This window comes from Allobosea sp., from assembly GCF_030695125.1.
GTDB lineage: Bacteria > Pseudomonadota > Alphaproteobacteria > Rhizobiales > Beijerinckiaceae > Allobosea.
Genome location: NZ_JAUYTP010000032.1, coordinates 71,868 through 90,376 on the forward strand (window position 1 = coordinate 71,868; position 18,509 = coordinate 90,376).

General features: G+C 68.0%; 19 protein-coding genes and 1 tRNA gene. 13 read left to right on the forward strand and 7 right to left on the reverse strand.

From position 1 onward, the window contains the following. Positions 1-81 precede the first annotated feature (81 nt). From Q8S38_RS13945 to Q8S38_RS13965, 5 genes are all read left to right on the forward strand, one after another. The gene (locus tag Q8S38_RS13945; protein ID WP_305681032.1) at positions 82-1,125 is read left to right on the forward strand and encodes a GMP reductase; all 1,044 of its coding nucleotides are present in this window, start codon (positions 82-84) and stop codon (positions 1,123-1,125) included. 3 nt (positions 1,126-1,128) lie between these two features. After that, positions 1,129-1,512 carry a VOC family protein gene (locus Q8S38_RS13950; protein ID WP_371125884.1) on the forward strand — a complete coding sequence of 128 codons (384 nt, stop codon included), beginning with the start codon at positions 1,129-1,131 and terminating at the stop codon, positions 1,510-1,512. A gap of 91 nt (positions 1,513-1,603) precedes the next feature. Further along, on the forward strand, positions 1,604-2,635 hold the full coding sequence (locus tag Q8S38_RS13955) for an amino acid ABC transporter substrate-binding protein (protein WP_305681034.1): 1,032 nt from the start codon (positions 1,604-1,606) through the stop codon (positions 2,633-2,635). A 166-nt stretch (positions 2,636-2,801) separates the two neighbouring features. Further along, on the forward strand, positions 2,802-3,965 hold the full coding sequence (locus Q8S38_RS13960; RefSeq protein WP_305681035.1) for an amino acid ABC transporter permease: 1,164 nt from the start codon (positions 2,802-2,804) through the stop codon (positions 3,963-3,965). Then, the gene (locus tag Q8S38_RS13965; protein WP_305681036.1) at positions 3,962-5,011 is read left to right on the forward strand and encodes an amino acid ABC transporter permease; all 1,050 of its coding nucleotides are present in this window, start codon (positions 3,962-3,964) and stop codon (positions 5,009-5,011) included. The genes Q8S38_RS13960 and Q8S38_RS13965 overlap by 4 nt, the downstream gene beginning before the upstream one ends. A 77-nt stretch (positions 5,012-5,088) precedes the next feature. Here Q8S38_RS13965 and Q8S38_RS13970 read toward each other — a convergent pair whose 3' ends face one another. Further along, complete coding sequence (locus tag Q8S38_RS13970) at positions 5,089-5,652, reverse strand: GcrA family cell cycle regulator (protein ID WP_305681149.1); 564 nt, start codon at positions 5,650-5,652, stop codon at positions 5,089-5,091. 571 nt (positions 5,653-6,223) lie between these two features. Between Q8S38_RS13970 and Q8S38_RS13975 the strand changes: the two genes are divergently transcribed. From Q8S38_RS13975 to Q8S38_RS13985, 3 genes are all read left to right on the forward strand, one after another. Next, complete coding sequence (locus Q8S38_RS13975) at positions 6,224-7,444, forward strand: aspartate aminotransferase family protein (protein WP_305681037.1); 1,221 nt, start codon at positions 6,224-6,226, stop codon at positions 7,442-7,444. Between the two features lie 66 nt (positions 7,445-7,510). Next, positions 7,511-8,431 carry an ornithine carbamoyltransferase gene (argF, locus tag Q8S38_RS13980; RefSeq protein ID WP_305681038.1) on the forward strand — a complete coding sequence of 307 codons (921 nt, stop codon included), beginning with the start codon at positions 7,511-7,513 and terminating at the stop codon, positions 8,429-8,431. Then, entirely contained in the window at positions 8,431-9,435 is a 1,005-nt protein-coding gene (locus Q8S38_RS13985; protein WP_305681039.1) for an Hsp33 family molecular chaperone, read from the forward strand. The genes argF and Q8S38_RS13985 overlap by 1 nt, the downstream gene beginning before the upstream one ends. Positions 9,436-9,531: 96 nt before the next feature. On the opposite strand, the gene argE is transcribed toward Q8S38_RS13985, so the two are convergent. Further along, complete coding sequence (argE, locus tag Q8S38_RS13990) at positions 9,532-10,662, reverse strand: acetylornithine deacetylase (RefSeq protein ID WP_305681150.1); 1,131 nt, start codon at positions 10,660-10,662, stop codon at positions 9,532-9,534. Positions 10,663-10,703: 41 nt separating this feature from the next. Further along, positions 10,704-11,096, reverse strand: coding sequence for a Co2+/Mg2+ efflux protein ApaG (gene apaG, locus Q8S38_RS13995; protein WP_305681040.1), 393 nt, complete (start codon positions 11,094-11,096; stop codon positions 10,704-10,706). 197 nt (positions 11,097-11,293) lie between these two features. Between apaG and Q8S38_RS14000 the strand changes: the two genes are divergently transcribed. Beyond that, positions 11,294-12,382 (forward strand): 2'-deoxycytidine 5'-triphosphate deaminase, encoded by a 1,089-nt coding sequence (locus tag Q8S38_RS14000; RefSeq protein ID WP_305681041.1) that lies wholly within the window; start codon positions 11,294-11,296, stop codon positions 12,380-12,382. Positions 12,383-12,496: 114 nt separating this feature from the next. After that, positions 12,497-12,571: transfer RNA gene (locus Q8S38_RS14005), tRNA-Gly, on the forward strand. Between the two features lie 53 nt (positions 12,572-12,624). Here Q8S38_RS14005 and Q8S38_RS14010 read toward each other — a convergent pair. The 3 genes from Q8S38_RS14010 to Q8S38_RS14020 all read right to left on the reverse strand — a co-directional run bounded on the left by Q8S38_RS14010 (position 12,625) and on the right by Q8S38_RS14020 (position 14,957). After that, complete coding sequence (locus Q8S38_RS14010) at positions 12,625-13,830, reverse strand: BaiN/RdsA family NAD(P)/FAD-dependent oxidoreductase (protein WP_305681042.1); 1,206 nt, start codon at positions 13,828-13,830, stop codon at positions 12,625-12,627. A 233-nt stretch (positions 13,831-14,063) separates the two neighbouring features. After that, positions 14,064-14,618 (reverse strand): general stress protein, encoded by a 555-nt coding sequence (locus tag Q8S38_RS14015; protein ID WP_305681043.1) that lies wholly within the window; start codon positions 14,616-14,618, stop codon positions 14,064-14,066. A gap of 39 nt (positions 14,619-14,657) precedes the next feature. Next, entirely contained in the window at positions 14,658-14,957 is a 300-nt protein-coding gene (locus Q8S38_RS14020) for a PepSY domain-containing protein (protein ID WP_305681044.1), read from the reverse strand. Positions 14,958-15,110: 153 nt separating this feature from the next. On the opposite strand from Q8S38_RS14020, the gene Q8S38_RS14025 reads away from it, so the two are divergent. The 3 genes from Q8S38_RS14025 (at position 15,111) to Q8S38_RS14035 (ending at position 16,598) form a co-directional block, all read left to right on the forward strand. After that, positions 15,111-15,614, forward strand: coding sequence for a YciE/YciF ferroxidase family protein (locus Q8S38_RS14025; protein WP_305681045.1), 504 nt, complete (start codon positions 15,111-15,113; stop codon positions 15,612-15,614). 152 nt (positions 15,615-15,766) lie between these two features. After that, entirely contained in the window at positions 15,767-15,958 is a 192-nt protein-coding gene (locus tag Q8S38_RS14030; protein WP_305681046.1) for a hypothetical protein, read from the forward strand. A gap of 52 nt (positions 15,959-16,010) precedes the next feature. Then, positions 16,011-16,598 (forward strand): SCO family protein, encoded by a 588-nt coding sequence (locus tag Q8S38_RS14035; RefSeq protein ID WP_305681047.1) that lies wholly within the window; start codon positions 16,011-16,013, stop codon positions 16,596-16,598. On the opposite strand, the gene Q8S38_RS14040 is transcribed toward Q8S38_RS14035, so the two are convergent. After that, positions 16,543-18,471 (reverse strand): glycosyltransferase, encoded by a 1,929-nt coding sequence (locus Q8S38_RS14040; RefSeq protein WP_305681048.1) that lies wholly within the window; start codon positions 18,469-18,471, stop codon positions 16,543-16,545. The genes Q8S38_RS14035 and Q8S38_RS14040 overlap by 56 nt on opposite strands. Between the last annotated feature and the right edge of the window lie 38 nt (positions 18,472-18,509).

The window sequence follows — 18,509 nt, forward strand, 5'->3', positions numbered from 1 at the left end:
CCTGCGGTTATGAATCGGCGCACGCAAGCCTCACTGACAATTCCGCCGCGCGTGCTCCAACCCAGACGCGAAGGCCCGATCATGCGCATCGAGAACGACCCCAAGCTCGATTTCCGCGACGTTCTGATTCGCCCCAAGCGCTCGACGCTGGGCAGCCGCGCCGAGGTCGACGTCCACCGCTCCTTCCGCTTCGCCCATACCGGGCGGGACTGGACCGGCTTTCCGCTGATCGCCGCGAACATGGATGTGGTCGGCACCATGGCGATGGCCCGCGCCCTGTTTCGCCATGGCGCGATGGTGGCGCTGCACAAGCATTACGGCGCCGAGGAGCTCGCCGCCTTCTTCCGCGAACCGGAATCGGCCAACGCCTTCTTCTCGCTGGGCACGACGCAGGCCGACCACGACAAGCTCGCCCGCGTCCACGCGCAGTCGCCGATCAGCAAGATCTGCCTCGACGTCGCCAATGGCTACACCGAGAAGTTCGTCGAGACGGTCAAGGCGACCCGGGACGAGTATCCCGATGCCGTGATCATGGCCGGCAATGTCGTCACCGGCGACATGACCGAGGCGCTGATCCTGGCCGGGGCCGACATCGTCAAGGTCGGGATCGGGCCGGGCTCGGTCTGCACCACCCGGAAGATGACCGGCGTCGGCTATCCGCAGCTGTCGGCCATCATCGAATGCGCTGATGCCGCCCATGGGCTGAAAGGCCTGGTCTGCGGCGATGGCGGCGTCACCGTGCCGGGCGACCTCGCCAAGGGCTATGGCGCCGGCGCCGATTTCATGATGCTCGGCGGCATGCTGGCGGGCCATGACGAATGCGAGGGCGACATCCGCTACGAGGAGCGCGGGGGTGAGAAGGTCCCCGTCGCGATGACCTTCTACGGCATGTCTTCCGACACCGCGATGAAGCGCTATTCCGGCGGCGTCGCGAAGTACCGCGCCTCCGAGGGCAAGACGGTCGAGGTTCCCTATCGCGGCCCGGTCGAGGGCACGATGCAGGAGCTGATGGGCGGCGTGCGCTCGGCGATGACCTATATCGGCGCCGTCCGGCTCAAGGAGGTGCCCAAGCGCACCACCTTCATCATGGTCGGCAGCCAGCTGAACACCGTCTTCGGAGGATAGCTCTTGCAGGCTGGCGTATGCGCCGTTCTCGTCCACGTATCCGACATGGACGAAGGTATGTCGTGGTATCGAAACGCTTTTCCTCATGCTGCGCTCGAGGTCAGCTACCCGTCCGGCTTCGCCTTCCTGAAGATCGGGACGACCCAGCTCGAGATCGTTCCCGCCGACGAAAAGGTCGGCAGCGGCGCCGCCGGTTCGGTCGTGTATTGGTGGACGGATGACTTCGAGAGGTCGCTGGCCGGCTTGAAGGCGGCCGGCGCGGTCCTTTACCGCGGCCCATTGAAGATCGACCATGAGCTTTGGATGTGTCAGCTACGCGACCCATGGGGCAACTGCATCGGCATCCGGGGTCCGCTTGCCGGAGATCGATTGGACGCCGTGCCTTGAGCGACATCGACCCGCTACCGCTCGCGGCTCGACTGTTGCATAGTCGCGCCCGGAACGTAGAGAGCCGCCAACGGCTCCGGGAGAACCGACCATGAAGACAATGATTTTGACGGCGGCCGCAACGGTCGCCATGGGCGCGTCACTGGCGAGCGCCCAGCAACTCGCCCCGAGCCCGACACTCGATGCGATCAAGGCGCGCGGCCATATCGAATGCGGCGTGCATCTCGGCCTGCCGGGCTTCTCCTTCGCCGACGACAAGGGCGAGTGGACCGGCCTCGACGTCGATTACTGCAAGGCGCTGGCCGCCGCCGTGCTCGGCGACGCCAAGAAGGTCAAGTTCACGCCGACCTCGGTGCAGCAGCGCTGGCCGATCCTGCAGTCGGGCCAGGTCGACCTGCTCTCGCGCAACTCGACCATCACCTTCTCGCGCAACGCCTCGCTGGGCCTGAACTTCCAGGGCATCAATTTCTACGAAGGCCAGACCTTCATCGTCCGCAAGGCGACCAACGCCAAGAGCGCGGCTGATCTCGACGGCGCCTCGGTCTGCGTCGCCGCCGGCTCGACCGAAGAGAAGAACGCCTCCGATTGGTTCCTCGAGCGCAATCTCAAGGTCACCATCACCAATTTCCAGAAGAACGACGACGCCATCGCCGCCTATGACGCCGGTCGCTGCGACGCCTACACCGCCGGCGTCGGCGCGCTCGCCGGCCAGCGCGCCAAGCTCAAGGTCCCCGCCGACCACATCATCCTGACCCAGCCGATCTCCAACGATCCGCAGGGTCCCGTCACCCGCTGGGGCGACGAGCGCTGGCAGCTCGTCGTGCGCTGGGTGCTGAACGGCACGATCGCCGCCGAGATGCTGGGCGTGACCTCCGCCAATGTCGACCAGATGAAGGCGAGCTCCAAGAACTCGGAAGTCCGCCGCCTGCTCGGCGCCGAGGGCAATTTCGGCGCGATGATGGGGCTGTCCAACGACTGGATGTACAACGCCATCAAGCAGGTCGGGAATTACGGCGAGAGCTTCGAGCGCACCGTCGGCATGGGCTCGGGCCTGAAGCTCGAGCGTGGCCAGAACCAGCTCTGGACCAAGGGCGGCCTGCTCTTCACCCCGCCCTTCCAGTGAGAGAGTAGGGCTGTCGTTCCGGGGCATGCCGCAGGCATGAACCCGGAACCCACGACGGGGTTGTTCGACGGCCGGTGGCGTCAAGCGATCACCCGGTCGTGGGTTCCGGGTTCTTCGCTTCGCGAAGCCCCGGAATGACATCCCCTGCCAGGATGACGTCGCCATCGTGACCAAAGCCCTCGCCCTCTTCAACGACAAGCGCGTCCGCGACTGGATCTACCAGGCGGCGCTGCTGCTCGGGCTCGTGGCCCTGACCGTCTTCTTCGTGCGCAACGCCTCGGAGAACATGGTCAAGGCCGGCATCGCCTCGGGATTCGATTTCCTCTGGCGCAATTCGGGCATCGACGTGCCCTTCGTGCTGACGAACTACACCCGCGCCAGCCCGATCATCGACCTGTTCTGGGTCGGCGTGGTCAACACGCTGCTGGTGACGGTCGTGGCCCTGGTCCTCGCGACGGGGCTCGGCTTCGTCATCGGCATCGCGCGCCTGTCCTCGCACTGGCTGCTCTCGACCATCGCCGGCGCCTATATCGAGTTCGTCCGCAACATCCCGCTGCTGTTTTTCGTGCTGTTCTGGTATTTCGGCGTCATCGCGGCCCTGCCCGCGCCGCGCGACAGCGTCAGCGTCTTCGGCGTCGCCTTCCTCAACAATCGCGGCCTGACCATTCCGCTGCCGGAGGTGCCGGCGAATTTCCGCTGGGCTCTGGCCGCGATCCTGCTGTCATGGCTGGCGCAGGCCCTGGTCTCGGTCTGGGCCCGCCGCCGCAAGGACCGCACGGGACAGGATGCGCCGATGCTGGCGATCGGCCTCACGTTGATCCTGCTCGTCCCGGCGCTGGCGGTGACCTGGGCGAGCCTGACGACAGGCTGGGACATTCCGGTCCTGCGCGGCTTCAACTACCGCGGCGGCTTCGTCATCATCCCCGAATTCGTCGCGCTTCTGGCGGCGCTGGTGACCTACACGGCCGGATTCATCGCCGAGATCGTGCGCGGTGGCATCCAGGCGGTGCCCCATGGCCAGGTCGAGGCCGCCTCCGCGCTCGGCCTGCGGCCGTTCCAGACGTTGCGCCTCGTCACCATCCCGCAGGCGCTGCGGGTGATGATCCCGCCGCTGACCAACCAGTATCTCAACGTGCTCAAGAACTCGTCCTTCGGCGCCGCGATCGCCTATCCCGACGTGGTCAGCCTGTTCATGGGCTCGGCGCTTAACAACACCGGCCAGGCGATCGAGATCATCGCGATGACGCTCGCCGTCTATCTCGTCATCGGCCTCGCCGTCTCGGCCTTCATGAACTGGTACAACGCCCGCATCGCCCTGGTGACGCGATGACCGCGGCATCGACCTCTCTCTGGCGCCGGCGCCTGTTCGGGACGCCTGCGACCGGCGTCGTCACCGTCCTGCTGGCGGCGGCGATCGCCTGGTTCGCGATCCCGATCATCCGTTGGGCGCTGATCGATGCGAGCTGGAGCGGCACGACACGGGCCGACTGCTCAGCGGGCGGCGCCTGCTGGGTCTTCGTCAAGGCCCGCTTCGGCCAGTTCATGTACGGGCTCTACCCGCAGGACGAGCGCTGGCGCGCCGATCTCGCTGGGATAATCTTTGTCCTCGCCACCGCGGCCGTCGTCTTCGCGCCGCCGCGCTTAAGACTGAAGCTGGCGGTCGCGGCGCTGGTCGTGCTGCCGCCGCTCGGCATCTGGCTGCTCGCGGGTGGTTTCGGCCTGCGCTGGATCGAGACGCGCGAATGGGGCGGGCTGATGCTGACCCTGTTCATCTCGGTCTATGCCAGCCTGATCGCGATCCCGCTCGGCATCCTGCTCGCACTCGGGCGCCAGTCGCAGCTCAAGATCGTCCGGCTGATCAGCGTGCTGTTCATCGAGTTCTGGCGCGGCGTGCCGATTATCGCCGTGATCTTCCTGGCCTCGCTGCTGCTGCCGCTGATCCTGCCCGGCGGTATCGGCATCGACCGCCTGGCGCGCGCCGTGATCGGGCTCGGCCTCGTCATCGCCGCCTATATGGCGGAGGCCGTCCGCGGCGGCCTGCAGGCGCTGCCGCCGGGCCAGCGCGAAGCCGCGACCGCGCTCGGCCTGAGCTACTGGAAGGCGACGGGGCTGATCATCCTGCCCCAGGCGCTGCGGATCTCGCTGCCGGCGATGACCAACGAGTTCATCGCGCTGGTGAAGAACACGACGCTCGTCCTGGTGGTCTCGATCCTCGACCTGCTCGGCATCGCCCAGGCCTCGCTCGCCGACCCCGCCTGGGTCGGCATGAGCATGGAGGCTTATGTCTTCTCGGGCTCGATCTACTGGCTGATCTGCTTTGCCCTCTCGCGCTGGAGCCGGCATCTGGAGACGCTCGGCCGGCGCCAGCATCGCTGAGCGGGCTGGGCGGACGAGACCCAAAGAAAAAGCCGACCTCGCGGCCGGCTTTGTCGATCATCTCAAAGTGTCGCGTGTCAGGCGCGGGCCACCTTGCCGCGATCGCGCCGGCGGTCGGAAGCCGGCTGGTAGGCGATGCGGGAGTGGTAGGTGCAATAGGGCATGCCGGTCTGCGAACGGCCGCCGCAGAAGCGGAACTCCGCCGTCGTCGGGTCGCCCATCGGCCAGCGGCACATATACTCGCGCAGCTCCATGATCGTGACGCGCTCGGAGAACGGGATCACCACATCCTCGGACGGTGCGGGGGCGGGCTCGACCTCGGCCTGCGCCTCGGGGGCATACTGCGCCGCAAGCGCATTGGCGCCGCGGGTCATGCCGCCCTGCACGGTAGCCTGGCCGCCGGTCATCGGGTGGCTGGGCGAACGGGTCGGCGTCTTTCGCGGCGCGGCACTGCGCGGCGCGCTGGCTGCGGCGGGGTTCTTGGCGCGGCCCGACAGGCCGAGCCGATGCACCTTCCCGATGACGGCGTTGCGGGTCACGCTGCCGAGTTCGGCGGCGATCTGGCTGGCGCTCAGGCCGTCGCTCCAGAGCTTCTTCAAAAGCTCGACGCGCTCCTCAGTCCATGCTCCGGCTTCGTTCATCGGGCTCACCTGTCTTGTCCGGACGGCTCCTGGCGGGGCCGTCCTAGGGGCGGATCATGGCGGAATCCGATACCGCGGCGCCCGTCGCAGGACGGGGGCCGTTACAGCCGAAACTGACAGGTACAGGGGTCGCCGCACGAGATGTCGTATCTGACGAGGGCGACCCTACAAGATGCGATGACTCGGCCACAAGAGTCGCCGAATCGGAAAACGCTTTTTCCCCAGACGATTCGTCAATCGCCCGTCAAGCGAATCCTTTCGGCAACACTGCCGTTGCGACGTCCCGCCTTCGCGCGGCCGCGTCTCAGAATTGACAGCAGCCATGCCCTTTTGCATAGTTCCAACCAGAGACCGCCGCCCTTTCGGGCGGCGCTTATGTTTTGCGGATCAGGATCTTTCAATCCATGCGGATGACGGCGCGACGAGAGGTCGGAACCGGACTGCGACGATAACGTCGTCGCCGGGTCGTAATCGGCTGCACAGCCTCAGCGTCTGTGCCGGCCAGCCCGGGCCACCGTTTTCAGTCCAGCGCCCATCTGTTCCCCATTGCCCGTTGCAAGGATCGCATCCCATGGCTTCCGCCCCTGTTTCCGCATCGCCATCCCTCCTGCTGCCGACCTATGCCCGCGCCCCCGTTGCTTTCGAGCGTGGCGAGGGCGCCTGGTCGATCACGGCTGACGGCACGCGCTATCTCGATTTCGGCGCCGGCATCGCCGTCAATGCGCTCGGTCATGCGCATCCGCATCTGGTCGCCGCGCTGACGGCGCAGGCCGGCAAGATCTGGCACACCTCCAACCTCTACACGATGCCCGAGGGCGAGAGGCTGGCGCGCCGGCTCTGCGATGCGACCTTCGCGCAGCGCGTCTTCTTCACCAATTCGGGCGCCGAGGCGAACGAGGCGGCCATCAAGATGGCGCGGAAGTACCATGCCGCGAAGGGCCATCCCGAGCGCTTCCGCATCATCACCTTCGAGGGCGCCTTCCATGGCCGCACGCTGGCGACCATCGCGGCCGGCGGCCAGCAGAAATACATCGACGGCTTCGGCCCCAAGGTCGACGGCTTCGACCAGGTCCCCTTCGGCGACCATGACGCGCTGAAGGCGGCGATCACCAGCGAAACCGCCGGCATCATGATCGAGCCGATCCAGGGCGAGGGCGGCTTGCGCTCGGTGCCGCCGCAATGCCTGCGCGGCCTGCGCGAATTGTGCGACGAGCACGGGCTGATGCTGATCTTCGACGAGATCCAGACCGGCGTCGGCCGCACCGGCAAGTTCTTCGCTCATGAACTTTCGGGCGTGACGCCCGACATCATGTCGGTCGCCAAGGGCATTGGCGGCGGTTTCCCGATGGGTGCCTGCCTCGCCACGGAAGAAGCCGCCTCGGGCATGACGCTGGGCACCCACGGCACCACCTTCGGCGGCAATCCGCTGGCCATGGCGGTCGGCAATGCGGTTCTGGACGTCATCCTGGCGCCGGGCTTCATCGACCATGTCGCCCAGATCGCCCTGCGGCTGAAGCAGTCGCTGGCCGAGCTCAAGGACAAGCACCCGCAGGTCATCGCCGAGATCCGCGGCGAGGGGCTGATGCTCGGCCTCAAGCTCCACACGCTCAACACCGATTTCGTCGCCGAGGCTCGCGCCGCCGGGCTGCTCGTCGTCGCGGCCGGCGACAATGTCGTGCGCCTGCTGCCACCGCTGATCATCGGCGAGGCCGAGGTCGCCGAGGCGGTCGCCCGTCTCGACCGCGCGGCCTCCGCCACCGAAGCCGCGCTGAAGCGCCCCGCGGCGGAATAGCGCCGGCTCATTGCGGCCGGGCTGTTCGTCCGGTCGGTTCATTCCAGGCAAGCGAAGGACGCGCCCGTGACGCGCCATTTCCTCGATCTCTCCGATTTTTCCGAAGCCCAGCTGCGCGCGATCCTGCGCGCCGGCGAGGAGATCAAGTCGCGCCGCCGCACCCCGGCGGCCGCCGGCGACCGCCTGCTCGAGGGCAAGGTCGTCGCCATGGTCTTCGAGCAGCCGAGCCTGCGCACGCGCGTGTCCTTCGATGTCGGCATCCGGGAACTCGGCGGCTCGCCGATGATGGTGACCGGCCGCGAGATCGAGCTCGGCGAGCGCGAGACCATTGCCGATACCGCCCGCGTGCTGTCGCGCTATGTCGATGCGATCATGATCCGCATGCTCGACCATGACGCCGTGGTGGAGATGGCGAAATACGCCACCGTGCCAGTCATCAACGGGCTGACCAAGCGCCAGCATCCCTGCCAGGTCATGGCCGACGTCATGACCTTCGAGGAGCGCAAGGGCTCGATCCAGGGCAAGCGCATCGCCTGGACCGGCGACACCAACAATGTCCTGACCTCCTGGATTCACGCCGCCGGCCGGCTCGATTTCGAACTCGCCATTGCGACGCCTGAGGAACTGGCGCCCCAGCAGGCCATCCTCGATTGGGCGAAGACGCAGGGCGCGAAGCTGACTCTGACGACACGGCCGGAAGCGGCGGTCGAGGGTGCCGATTGCGTCATCACCGATTGCTGGGTCTCGATGGGCGACGAGGAGGGCACGCGTCACAACCTGCTGCGGCCCTACCAGGTCGACGAGCGCCTGCTCGGCCGCGCCGAGAAGGACGCGATCTTCATGCATTGCCTGCCTGCCAGCCGGGGCGAGGAAGTCACCGACGGAGTGATGGATGGGCCGCAATCGGCCGTCTTCGACGAGGCCGAGAACCGGCTTCATGCGCAGAAGGGCATTCTGGCCTGGTGCTTCGGCGGGGTCGCCGCCTGATGGCCGATGCTGACACCGGGGCGACGATCGCCGCGCTCGACGACCGCGTCGTGCCCTTTGCCGTGCCCGAACTCGATGTGCGCGGCCGCGTCGTGCGGCTGGGCGCCTCGATCGACACGATCCTTGCCCGCCATGACTATCCCGAACCCGTGGCGCGGGTGCTGGGGGAGGCGGCGGCGCTGACCGTTCTGCTCGGCACGGCGCTCAAATTCGAGGGCCGCTTTCAGCTCCAGACCAAGAGCGACGGGCCGATCTCGATGATGGTCGTCGATTTCAATGCGCCGGACGTCTACCGCGCCGTCGCCCATTTCGACGCCGATCGGCTGGCGGAGGCGGAAGCCTCGGGTCTGCTGTCGACGGGCGACCTCCTCGGCGAGGGCCACCTCGCCATGACCGTCGACCAGGGCACGGCGACGACGCGCTATCAGGGCGTCGTGGCGCTGACACGCCAGAGCCTCGAGGAGGCCGCGCATCAGTATTTCCGCCAGTCCGAGCAGATCCCGAGCCGGATCCGCCTCGGCGTCGGGTCGATCGTCACCGGTGAGGGCCGCCAATGGCGCGCCGGCGGCCTGCTCGTGCAGTTCATGCCGCATTCGGTCGATCGGCTGCGCGCCGCCGACATCCACCCCGGCGATGCGCCCGAAGGCCACGAGATCCTGACGAGCGCGGACCCCGACGGCGTCAGCGACGATGCCTGGGCCGAGGCCCGCTCGCTGGTCGAGACGGTCGAGGATCACGAACTGCTCGACCCGCTGCTCGAAAGCGAGCGCCTGCTGTACCGGCTGTTCCATGAGCGCGGCGCGCGCGTGTTCGAGCCGGTGCTGGTGCATGAGGATTGCCGCTGCTCGCGCGAGCGCGTGCTTGGCATGCTGCGCGGCTTTTCGGGCGAGGACCGCAAGGCGATGGTCGCCGATGACGGCCAGGTCGCGATCACCTGCGAATTCTGCTCGCGGCGCTATGTGTTCACGCCGGCCGAGGTTGAAGAGGGCTTGGCGGCGGAGTGAGGCAGTCCGCCGTCATTCTCGGGCGGCGCTCGCGCCGACCCGAGAATCGCTAGCCGGAGATGCTCGGGTCAAGCCCGAGCCTGACGGAGGTGAAAGCTACCCCCGGCACTCCGCCATCAGCCGGCGCATGAACGCCTCGCCGGCGGCAAACTGCTCCAGCGTGATGTACTCGTCGGGCTGATGCGCCTGGTCGATCGAGCCGGGACCGCAGACGATCGTCGGCAAACCCGCCCGCTGGAAATGCCCGGCCTCCGTCGCATAGGCCACCGCGATCGTGCGGTTGCGGCCCGCCAGCCGCATCACCAGCGTCTCGGCCTCCGAACCCGGATCGGGCGCGAGGCCGGGCACGTCCGAGCTCATCACCGTCTCGATCGTCGCCGAGGGCGCGGTCTTGCGCATCCGGGCGAGAACCTCCTGCGACAGCGCCGCGAAACGCGCCGGCACGTCTTCGGGGTCCGAGCCCGGCAGCGTGCGGACCTCCCAGGACAGATCGCAGCGATCGGCCAGGATGTTGCGGGCGATGCCGCCATGGAATTTGCCGACATGCACGGTGTCATAGGGCGGATCGAAGCGCCCGCTCGTATCGGGTTTCGCTTCCAACGCATCGGCGAAGGCGACGAGCCCGGCGGAGAGCCGGATGCCGCCATGCACGGCGCTTGCCCCCAGATGCGGCTTGGAGGAATGCGCGGCGGCGCCGGTGATGGTGGTGAAGAAGGTGCGGATGCCCTTATGCGCGTCGGCGAGTTCCAGCGAGGTCGGCTCGCCGACGATCACGGCGCGCGGCTTCGGCAGATCCACACCCATCCGCGCGATGCCGTCGACGACTCCGAGGCAGGTCACCTCCTCGTCATAGGAGAAGAACAGGTGGATCGGCGTCTTGAGATCGGCTGCCACGAAATCCGGCACCAGCGAAAGCGCCAGCGCGATGAAGCCCTTCATGTCGACCGCGCCGCGGCCATAGGCGCGCCCGTCCTCGATGTGCAGCGTGAACGGGTCGCGGCTCCAGGCCTGTCCCTCCACCGGCACGACATCGGTATGGCCCGAGAGCAGCACGCCGCCATGGTCCTGCGGGCCGATCGTGGCAAACAGCGCCGCCTTGTCGCCCGTCGCGTTGGGGATGCGGATCGAGGAGACGCCCCAGCCCGCGAGATAGTCCTCGACGAAGGCGATCAGCGGCAGGTTGGATTTGTGGCTCACCGTGTCGAAGGCGACGAGCCGGGCGAGCATGTCGAGGGGCGCGAAGCGCTGCCCGCTGGGGGGATGGCCAGTCAATGCAGGACCTTCTTCACATAAGGGGAATCGAGCGGGAACAGCGGGACCTCGACGTCGAAGATCACGCCGTCCTCGCGCAGCATCGCATAGAAGCCGCGCATCGCGCCGTCGGGCGTCATCAGCGGGCAGCCGGAGGTGTAGCTGTAGCTTTCGCCCGGGCGCAGCACCGGCTGCTGGCCGACGACACCGTCGCCGCGCACCTCATGCACCTCTCCGCGGCCGTCGGTGATGAACCAGTGCCGGCTCATCAGCTGGATGGTCCGTCCCGAGAGGTTGAGGATCTCGATGGTGTAGGCCCAGAAATAGCGGCCCTGCGCAGGCGAGGACTCGCCCTCCATGAAGCTCGGCACGGCGGTCACGCGCACGCCCTGCGTCTCCGCTTGATACATCGCGACGGTCCTGCTCCTGATGCGCCGGCCGAGCCGGCGCAGTCCCTTTGTTATCGAGGCGCGGGCGGCAGGGTCAATGCCGGAGCCCCCGATTCCGGCGTGGACAACCCGGGGCGGGGCGGCTCCCGCCCGCTTGCCGCGCTTGGCCTTTGCGCCGCGCTTCGCTAGCTGTAGCCGATTGTTGTTGCGGACATCGCATGCTGCCCTTCCAGCCCGGCATCCAGCCCGACCACTGCATCCGCACCTTCATCGAGGGCGGGGCGATCAGGCTCGCGCATCCGCCGGCGGAAGGCCAGATCCAGCCCGCCAGCCTCGATCTGCGGCTGGGTGACAAGGCCTATCGCGTCCGCGCCAGCTTCCTGCCGGGGCCGGAGCGCACGGTCGAAAGCCGGCTCGAACAGCTCGCCCTGCACGAGATCGATCTGACGCGCGGCGCGGTGCTCGAAACCGGCTGCGTCTACATCGCGCAGCTGATGGAAGGTCTGAACCTGCCGCCGGGCCTGCGCGCCGCCGCCAATCCCAAGAGCTCCACGGGGCGTCTCGACGTCTTCACCCGCGTCATCACCGACCGCGCCCGCGAGTTCGATCTCGTCGAGGACGGCTATGAGGGCCCGCTCTTCATCGAGATTTCGCCGCGCACCTTCCCCGTGCTGGTGCGCTCCGGCTCGCGCCTCTCGCAGATCCGCTTCCGCGCCGGCGAGACCAAGCTCGACGACCGCGCGCTCGGCGAACTGCATGAGCGCGAGACGCTCGTCACCGCCGCCACGCCCTCCTTCCAGGGCGGTGTCGCCGTCAGCGTCGACCTGGCGGGTTTCGACGGGCTGATCGGCTATCGCGGCAAGCACCACACCGCGCTGATCGATGTCGACCGCGTCGGCGCCTACCGGGCTTCCGAGTTCTGGGAGCCGATTCCCTCCGACGGCTCGCGCGCGATGATCCTCGATCCCGGCCAGTTCTACATCCTGGCCTCGAAGGAAGCCGTCCATGTCCCTCCGGACTACGCCGCCGAGATGACGCCGTTCGACGCGCTGGTCGGCGAATTCCGCGTCCATTACGCCGGTTTCTTCGATCCCGGATTTGGCCACAGCGCGGCCGGCGGCCAGGGCGCGCGCGCCGTGCTCGAGGTGCGTTCGCGCGACGTGCCCTTCATCATCGAGGACGGCCAGATCGTCGGCCGCCTCGTCTATGAGGCGATGGCGAGCCGCCCGGCCGCGCTCTACGGCGCCGGGCTGAAGTCGAACTATCAGGGCCAGGCGCTGAAGCTCTCCAAGCATTTCCACGACTGAACGACTCCGCCGCCGGCACGCACCCGTGCCGCGCGATTCTCGGATGACACCCACCCCGCAAGCCGCTATGAACGTGCTGCTTCGGCGCGATGCGATTGCACAGGCCGGACGCATGCGGGCGTAGTTCAGTGGTAGAACGTCAGCTTCCCAAGCTGAATGTCGTCGGTTCGATCCCGATCGCCCGCTCCAACTTTCCAACCAGCGCGAGACTTTGAGCTTGGCCGCGGCTTTCGCCGGCCCCGTCAGGCGCTGCGCTCGGCGATGGCCGTTCCCGCCGCCCAGCCCGACGACCAGGCCCATTGGAAATTGTAGCCGCCGAGCCAGCCGGTGACGTCGACGACTTCGCCGATGAAATACAGGCCTTCGACGGCCCTCGCCGCCATCGTCTTCGAGTTCAGGCCGGCGGTATCGACGCCGCCGAGCGTCACCTCCGCCGTGCGGTAGCCTTCCGAGCCGATCGGCTGCACGTCAAAACCCTGGATCGTCGCCGCGATCGCGGCGAGTTTCTTGTCGCCGGCGTCGCCGATCGGCCCGGCCCAGCCATGGCTTTCCGCGAGAAAGGCTGCCAGGCGCTTGGGCAGGATTTCGCCGAGCGCGTTGGGCAGGCTCCGGCGGCCGTTCTCCTGCCGCGAGGCCCGCAGGGCGGCAAAGAGGTCGCGCCCCGGCAAAAGCGCGATGGTGACCGGCTCCTTCTCCCGCCAGTAGGACGAGATCTGCAGGATCGCGGGCCCCGACAGGCCCCGATGCGTGAACAGCAGCGCCTCGTCGAAGCTCGCCTTGCCGCAGGACACGCGTGCCTCGGCCGCGACGCCGGCCAGCTCGCGAAACCCGGCGAGGACATCTTCGCCGAAGGTCAGCGGCACCAGAGCGGGCCGTGTCTCCGTCACCGCCAGGCCGAACTGGCCGGCGATCTGGTAGCCGAGGCCGGACGCGCCCATTTTGGGGATCGATTTGCCGCCCGAGGCCACGACGAAGTGCCGGCAGCGGAGCGAGCCGGCCCCCTCGCCGCCGAGAACGACGGCAAAGCCGTCATCGACCCGCTCAAGGCTCTCCAGCGTGGTCGAAAGCCGCAGCGCGCAGCCGGCGCGGGCCATCTCGCCCGTCAGCATCGCGATGATGTCTTTGGCCGAATGGTCGCAGAACAGCTGCCCGAGCGTCTTCTCGTGGTAGGCGATGCCGTGTTTCTCGACCAGCGCGACGAAATCCTGTGGCGTGTAGCGGCCCAGCGCGGATTTGGCGAAATGCGGGTTGTTCGAGAGGAAATTGCGGGCGGTCGTGCCGGTGTTGGTGAAATTGCAGCGACCGCCGCCAGAGATCCGGATCTTCTCGCCTGGGGCCTTGGCGTGGTCGATGACGAGTACCCGCCCGCCGCGCGCGGCGTGGATCGCGCACATCATGCCGGCGGCTCCGGCGCCGAGGATGACAGTGTCGAATGCGTCGATCGACATTGAATGAGGGCGCCTCTGACGGCCCTGATGGCCCTGCCGCAGCATGCCGGATCACGTCACGCTGCCTTGCGGTGGGGTAGATGATCCGCGGGCGTCCTTCAACATGCGACGGTTGAGGAAGAGCCGTCGTCAGTCCTGCGCCATCCCGCCCAAGCGCTTGCTGGGCCTCCCTAGACAACAAAAAACCTCCGGGGCGGACCCCGGAGGCTGTCTTGTCGACTGCGTGACGGACGTCAGATGATCGTCGTCGTCGACGCCGTCGAGCCCTTGTACGGCTCAGCCTTCTCGTCGAAGCGCGACCAGCCTTCCTGGCGATACTGCGCCAGGCGGGTGTCGCGATCGATCGGGGTCGCGCCGTCCATGATCGTTTCGGCCGTCGCCGCATGTGCGTCCGACGCCTTCACGGACACCACGGTGCCGCCGCGACGGACGGTTTCGGCATAGTAATGCGCGTCGTCCTCGCTGACGCCGGCATTGGTGAACGAGCCGACCAGGCCACCAGCAGCAGCGCCGGCAACGGCGCCTGCCGCGGTCGCGGCGAGCCAACCCGCGGCGACGACCGGGCCGACGCCCGGGATCGCCAGCATGCCGAGGCCAGCGAGCAGACCGGCCGCCCCGCCGACGCCGGCGCCGATGCCCGCGCCTTCGGCGGCGTTATTGCCCTCGGCGCGCTCATCGCGGCCGACAACGCTGATGTCGTCGGCGGGAAGGCCGGCGACTTCGAGCTTCTCGACGACGGCGGCGGCGGTCTCGTAGCTATCGTAGGAACGGGTGATGGTACGGGTCATGGCAATCTCCTCAAAACGAATGCGAAAAAGCAGGATCGATCAGTTGCGGACGATGTTGCCGCGGTAATCGACCGAGACGTTGACAGTTGCGCCGGTGTGCATGGCCGAACCACGCCAGACACCGTTCTCGTCCTTCTTGAGCTCGGTGACGTTGGAGTAGCCATTGGCTTCGAGGCGGCTCTTGGCCTGGCCCTCGGTGAAGCTGTTGGCGCCCGGCAGCGGGGCGTTCTTGTCGGCTTCAGCGTTGGGAGCCGGGGTCGGGGCGGTCGTTGCGGTCTGCGCGACGGCGCCGAAGGATGTCGCGGCGACAAGCATCGAGGCGAAAAGCAGCGTCTTCATGGGATGATCTCCAAAGGCTCGCGGCGAGGCCGCTGATGCCCAAGGAAACGGCCATCTGCTCAAAACTGTTCCAGAAATAAACCGCGGCCGCAGCGTGGAACCGAGGTCATGTTTCGTCGTTGGGCGAGCAAGGCAACATTTTGGAGAACACCCATGGCCACGACACCCAAGCCGCTCGACGAGCTGTTCCACGACATGCTCAAGGACGTCTATTACGCCGAGAAGCAGATCCTCAAGGCGCTGCCGAAGATGGCGAAGGCGGCGACCTCCCCCGAGCTGAAGAAGGCCTTCGAGACCCACAAGACCGAGACGGCGGCGCAGGTCGAGCGTCTCAGCGAGGTCTTCGAGCTGATCGGCAAGGCCCCCCGCGGCAAGACCTGCGACGCCATCCTCGGCATCCTCGAAGAGGGCAAGGCCGTGATGGAGGATTACGCCGACAGCCCTGCGCTCGATGCCGGCCTCGTCGCCTCCGCCCAGGCGGTCGAGCATTACGAGATCGCCCGCTATGGCACGCTGAAGGCCTGGGCGACCCAGCTCGGCCACGCGGACGCCGTCAAGCTCCTCGACGAGACGCTCGCCGAGGAAACCGCGACCGACAAGGCGCTGACCAAGCTGGGCGGCCCGGCCAATTCCGCCGCCGTCGCCAAGGCCGCTTGATCCAGACCGCCTGATCCAGGCTTTCATCGCGTACCAGGAAAGGCCCGCCGCGTGTCACGCGGCGGGCCTTGTCGCATCAAGCCGCTCCGCACCCCGCCTGCGTCACGGATGAAGCTTCCGGCGAGCGCGCCGGAGCGCTATGGTTGCCCACCATGAGCCAGGCCGATCCCACCCACCCGCTCGACGATGCCGGCGAGGCCGACCCCGCGCCGTCGCGCCTGGGCATCGCGCTTCTGGCGGGCGGCGGGATGACGCTGGTCCTGGCCGGCCTGCTGCTCTGGTGGCGCGAGGGCGACCGTCTCTTCACCGACGGCCTCATCGCCGCCATCGTCGCCTGTTTTTGAAGGCGCCCGCAGGTCCCGGATCGTTCCCGGGCCGCAATCAGGAAACCGTCCCGTGAACCGCCGCCTCGTCCTGCCCCTCGTCGTCTTTCTCGTCGGCGCGCTGGCCCTTGCCGCCGCCGCCATCCTGACCTTCTCGCCAGCGCGCCAGTCGCAGTCCGGGACGGCCAGCGTCGGCGGGCCGTTTGCGCTGACGGCACAGGATGGCAAGACGCTGACCGACAAGGACCTGCGCGGCGCGCCCTTCCTGGTCTTCTTCGGCTTCACCCATTGCCCCGACATCTGCCCGACCAAGCTGTTCGAGATTTCCGAGGTGCTGCGCGCCGCTGGCCCCAAGGGCGAGAAGCTGCGGGCGCTCTTCGTCACGGTCGATCCCGAGCGCGACACCCCCGAAATCATGAAGAGCTATCTCGGCTCCTTCGATCCGCGGATCGTCGGCCTCAGCGGCGATCGACCAGCAATCGACGCCATGATCAAGGCGTACCGGGCCTATTCCCGCAAGGTGCCGCTCAAGGACAACGACTACACCATGGACCACACCTCCCTGGCCTATCTGATGGGCAAGGATGGCGGGTTCGTCGGCGCGTTCAATGTCGAGCAGCCACCGGCGCAGGCGGCGCAGGAATGGCTGCGCCATCTGTGACGGCGGCGCCACGCTCGAGCGGCGCGCGCTGGCGGGCAAGGCCATGCGTCGTCTTGTTCCAGGTGAAGCGGCGGGCGTGGTACTCGTACAGCGCCATCCAGGCCGCGATGCAGACCAGCCCGTAATAGACCGGCAGCAGCGGAAGCAGCAGCAGGCGTCGTGGCGTCGCCCGCCGGATGGCCCCGATGGCGGGCGGCAGGAAGAGCGCGAAGGCGCCGAGGAGCGAGATCGTCAGCGCCAGCGTCGAGGCCACGTTGGCGAAGGCGCCTGCGGGGCTAAGCAGCGAGCCCTCGCGATAGGCTAGGACGGCCGCGATGGCGAAGACCGGATAGGCCAGCGCGGTCAGCACCGTCCCCAGGCACAATGACAGGAAGGCGAGCGTCGCAGGCAGTCCGGCTTCGCGCAGGAGCAGCAGAGGCGCGCGCGAATGCGTCACCAGCGTCTGCATGTAGCCCTTGATCCAGCGCGAGCGCTGCTTCAGCCAGGCGTGCAGCGCCAGCGGCGCCTCTTCGCGCGTGGCGGACGGCAGATCGCCCATGCGATAGCCCGCCCGCACCAGCCTCAGGCCCAGATCGGCATCCTCCGTCACGTTCCAGGCGTCCCAGCCCCCGATCGCCCGCAAGGCGTCCGTCCGGAAATGGTTGGAGGTGCCGCCGAGCATGATCGGCAGCCCCGCGCGCAGCAGGCCCGGATTGAGCACCTCGAACAATCCGGCATATTCCAGCGCAAACAACGCCGGCATTAGCCCTTCGTCGGCGTGGTCGATCACGAGCCGCGCCTGCAGGCAGGCCAGGTCGTCAGGTGCCCGCAGGAAGCGCGCGGCCGCCATGCGCAATTGCTGCGGCTCGGGAATGTCCTCGGCGTCGAAGATCGTGAACAGGTCGCCGCGCGCCTCCAGCAGGGCGAGGTTGAGCGCGCGGGGCTTGGTGCGCGGCAGGCCCGGCGGCACGATGATGACGACGATATGGGCCGGCAGGGCCCACTGCGACAGCGCCGCTCGCATGCCGTCGTCGTCGGCTTCGATCAGGAGCCGGATATCGAGCTTGGCAGGCGGATAATCGAGAGACGCCAGGGCTCGCAGCATCTGCCGCAGCACCGCTTCCTCCCGAAAGAGCGGGATCGCGACGGTGTAGACCGGCAGCCGGCCGTCATCGACGCGCCAGCGCTGCTGGCGCCAGAGATCGGGAGCGGGCTGCTCGATCGCCGCGGCCAGCCGCAGCAGGATCAACCCGAGAAACACCGGCCCGAGCAGCAGCGCGACGGCAAAGAAGGTCTGCAGCGGAGCCAGCACGCCGCCGGCTGCCAGGGCGGCGGCGCCAAGCGCCGTCGCGATCCGCTGGCCCCGGCTGGAGCCGGTGCGCGCGCTGTCGCGGGCCAGCCCCGCTTCGTCCAGATTGGCGGCGCGGGCGGCGAGCGTCGTGCCATTGGCCAGGCGAAGCGCCTCGGCGAAGCGCCGCGGCGTGACCACGGCGATGTCGCGCCGGTCGCGTGGCCCCGCTTCCAGCATGCGCCGCAGCGCCGGTCCCTCGGGGGCGAGCACGAAGCGCAGCCGGCCCGTGACGTCCGCCACCGGCGCGATGCCGCCGCGCAGGATCGCGCCATGCTCGCCGCCCGGCCGGAGCGCAAAGCCGCCACGGTGAAAAGGCAGGGCCATTTCGGCGGCCAGCGCGCGATAGAAGCCCTCCTCGTCGATCAACCCGAGCGCGAAGATCTCCCGCGCCGGCTCGGTTCGCCATCGCTCGGCCCGTCGCGCCGCCATCGCGAGGTCGGCGGGGGCTATGCCATGGCGCGCCAGAAAAGCGATCTCGACCGGCAGGCCGGCTGAGGCCTCCGCATGTCCAGCCGAACGCCCGTCGTGACCGCTGCCCCCCACTGGCCCGGTTCCGCTCCACGCAACGCCGCAGGTCCCGG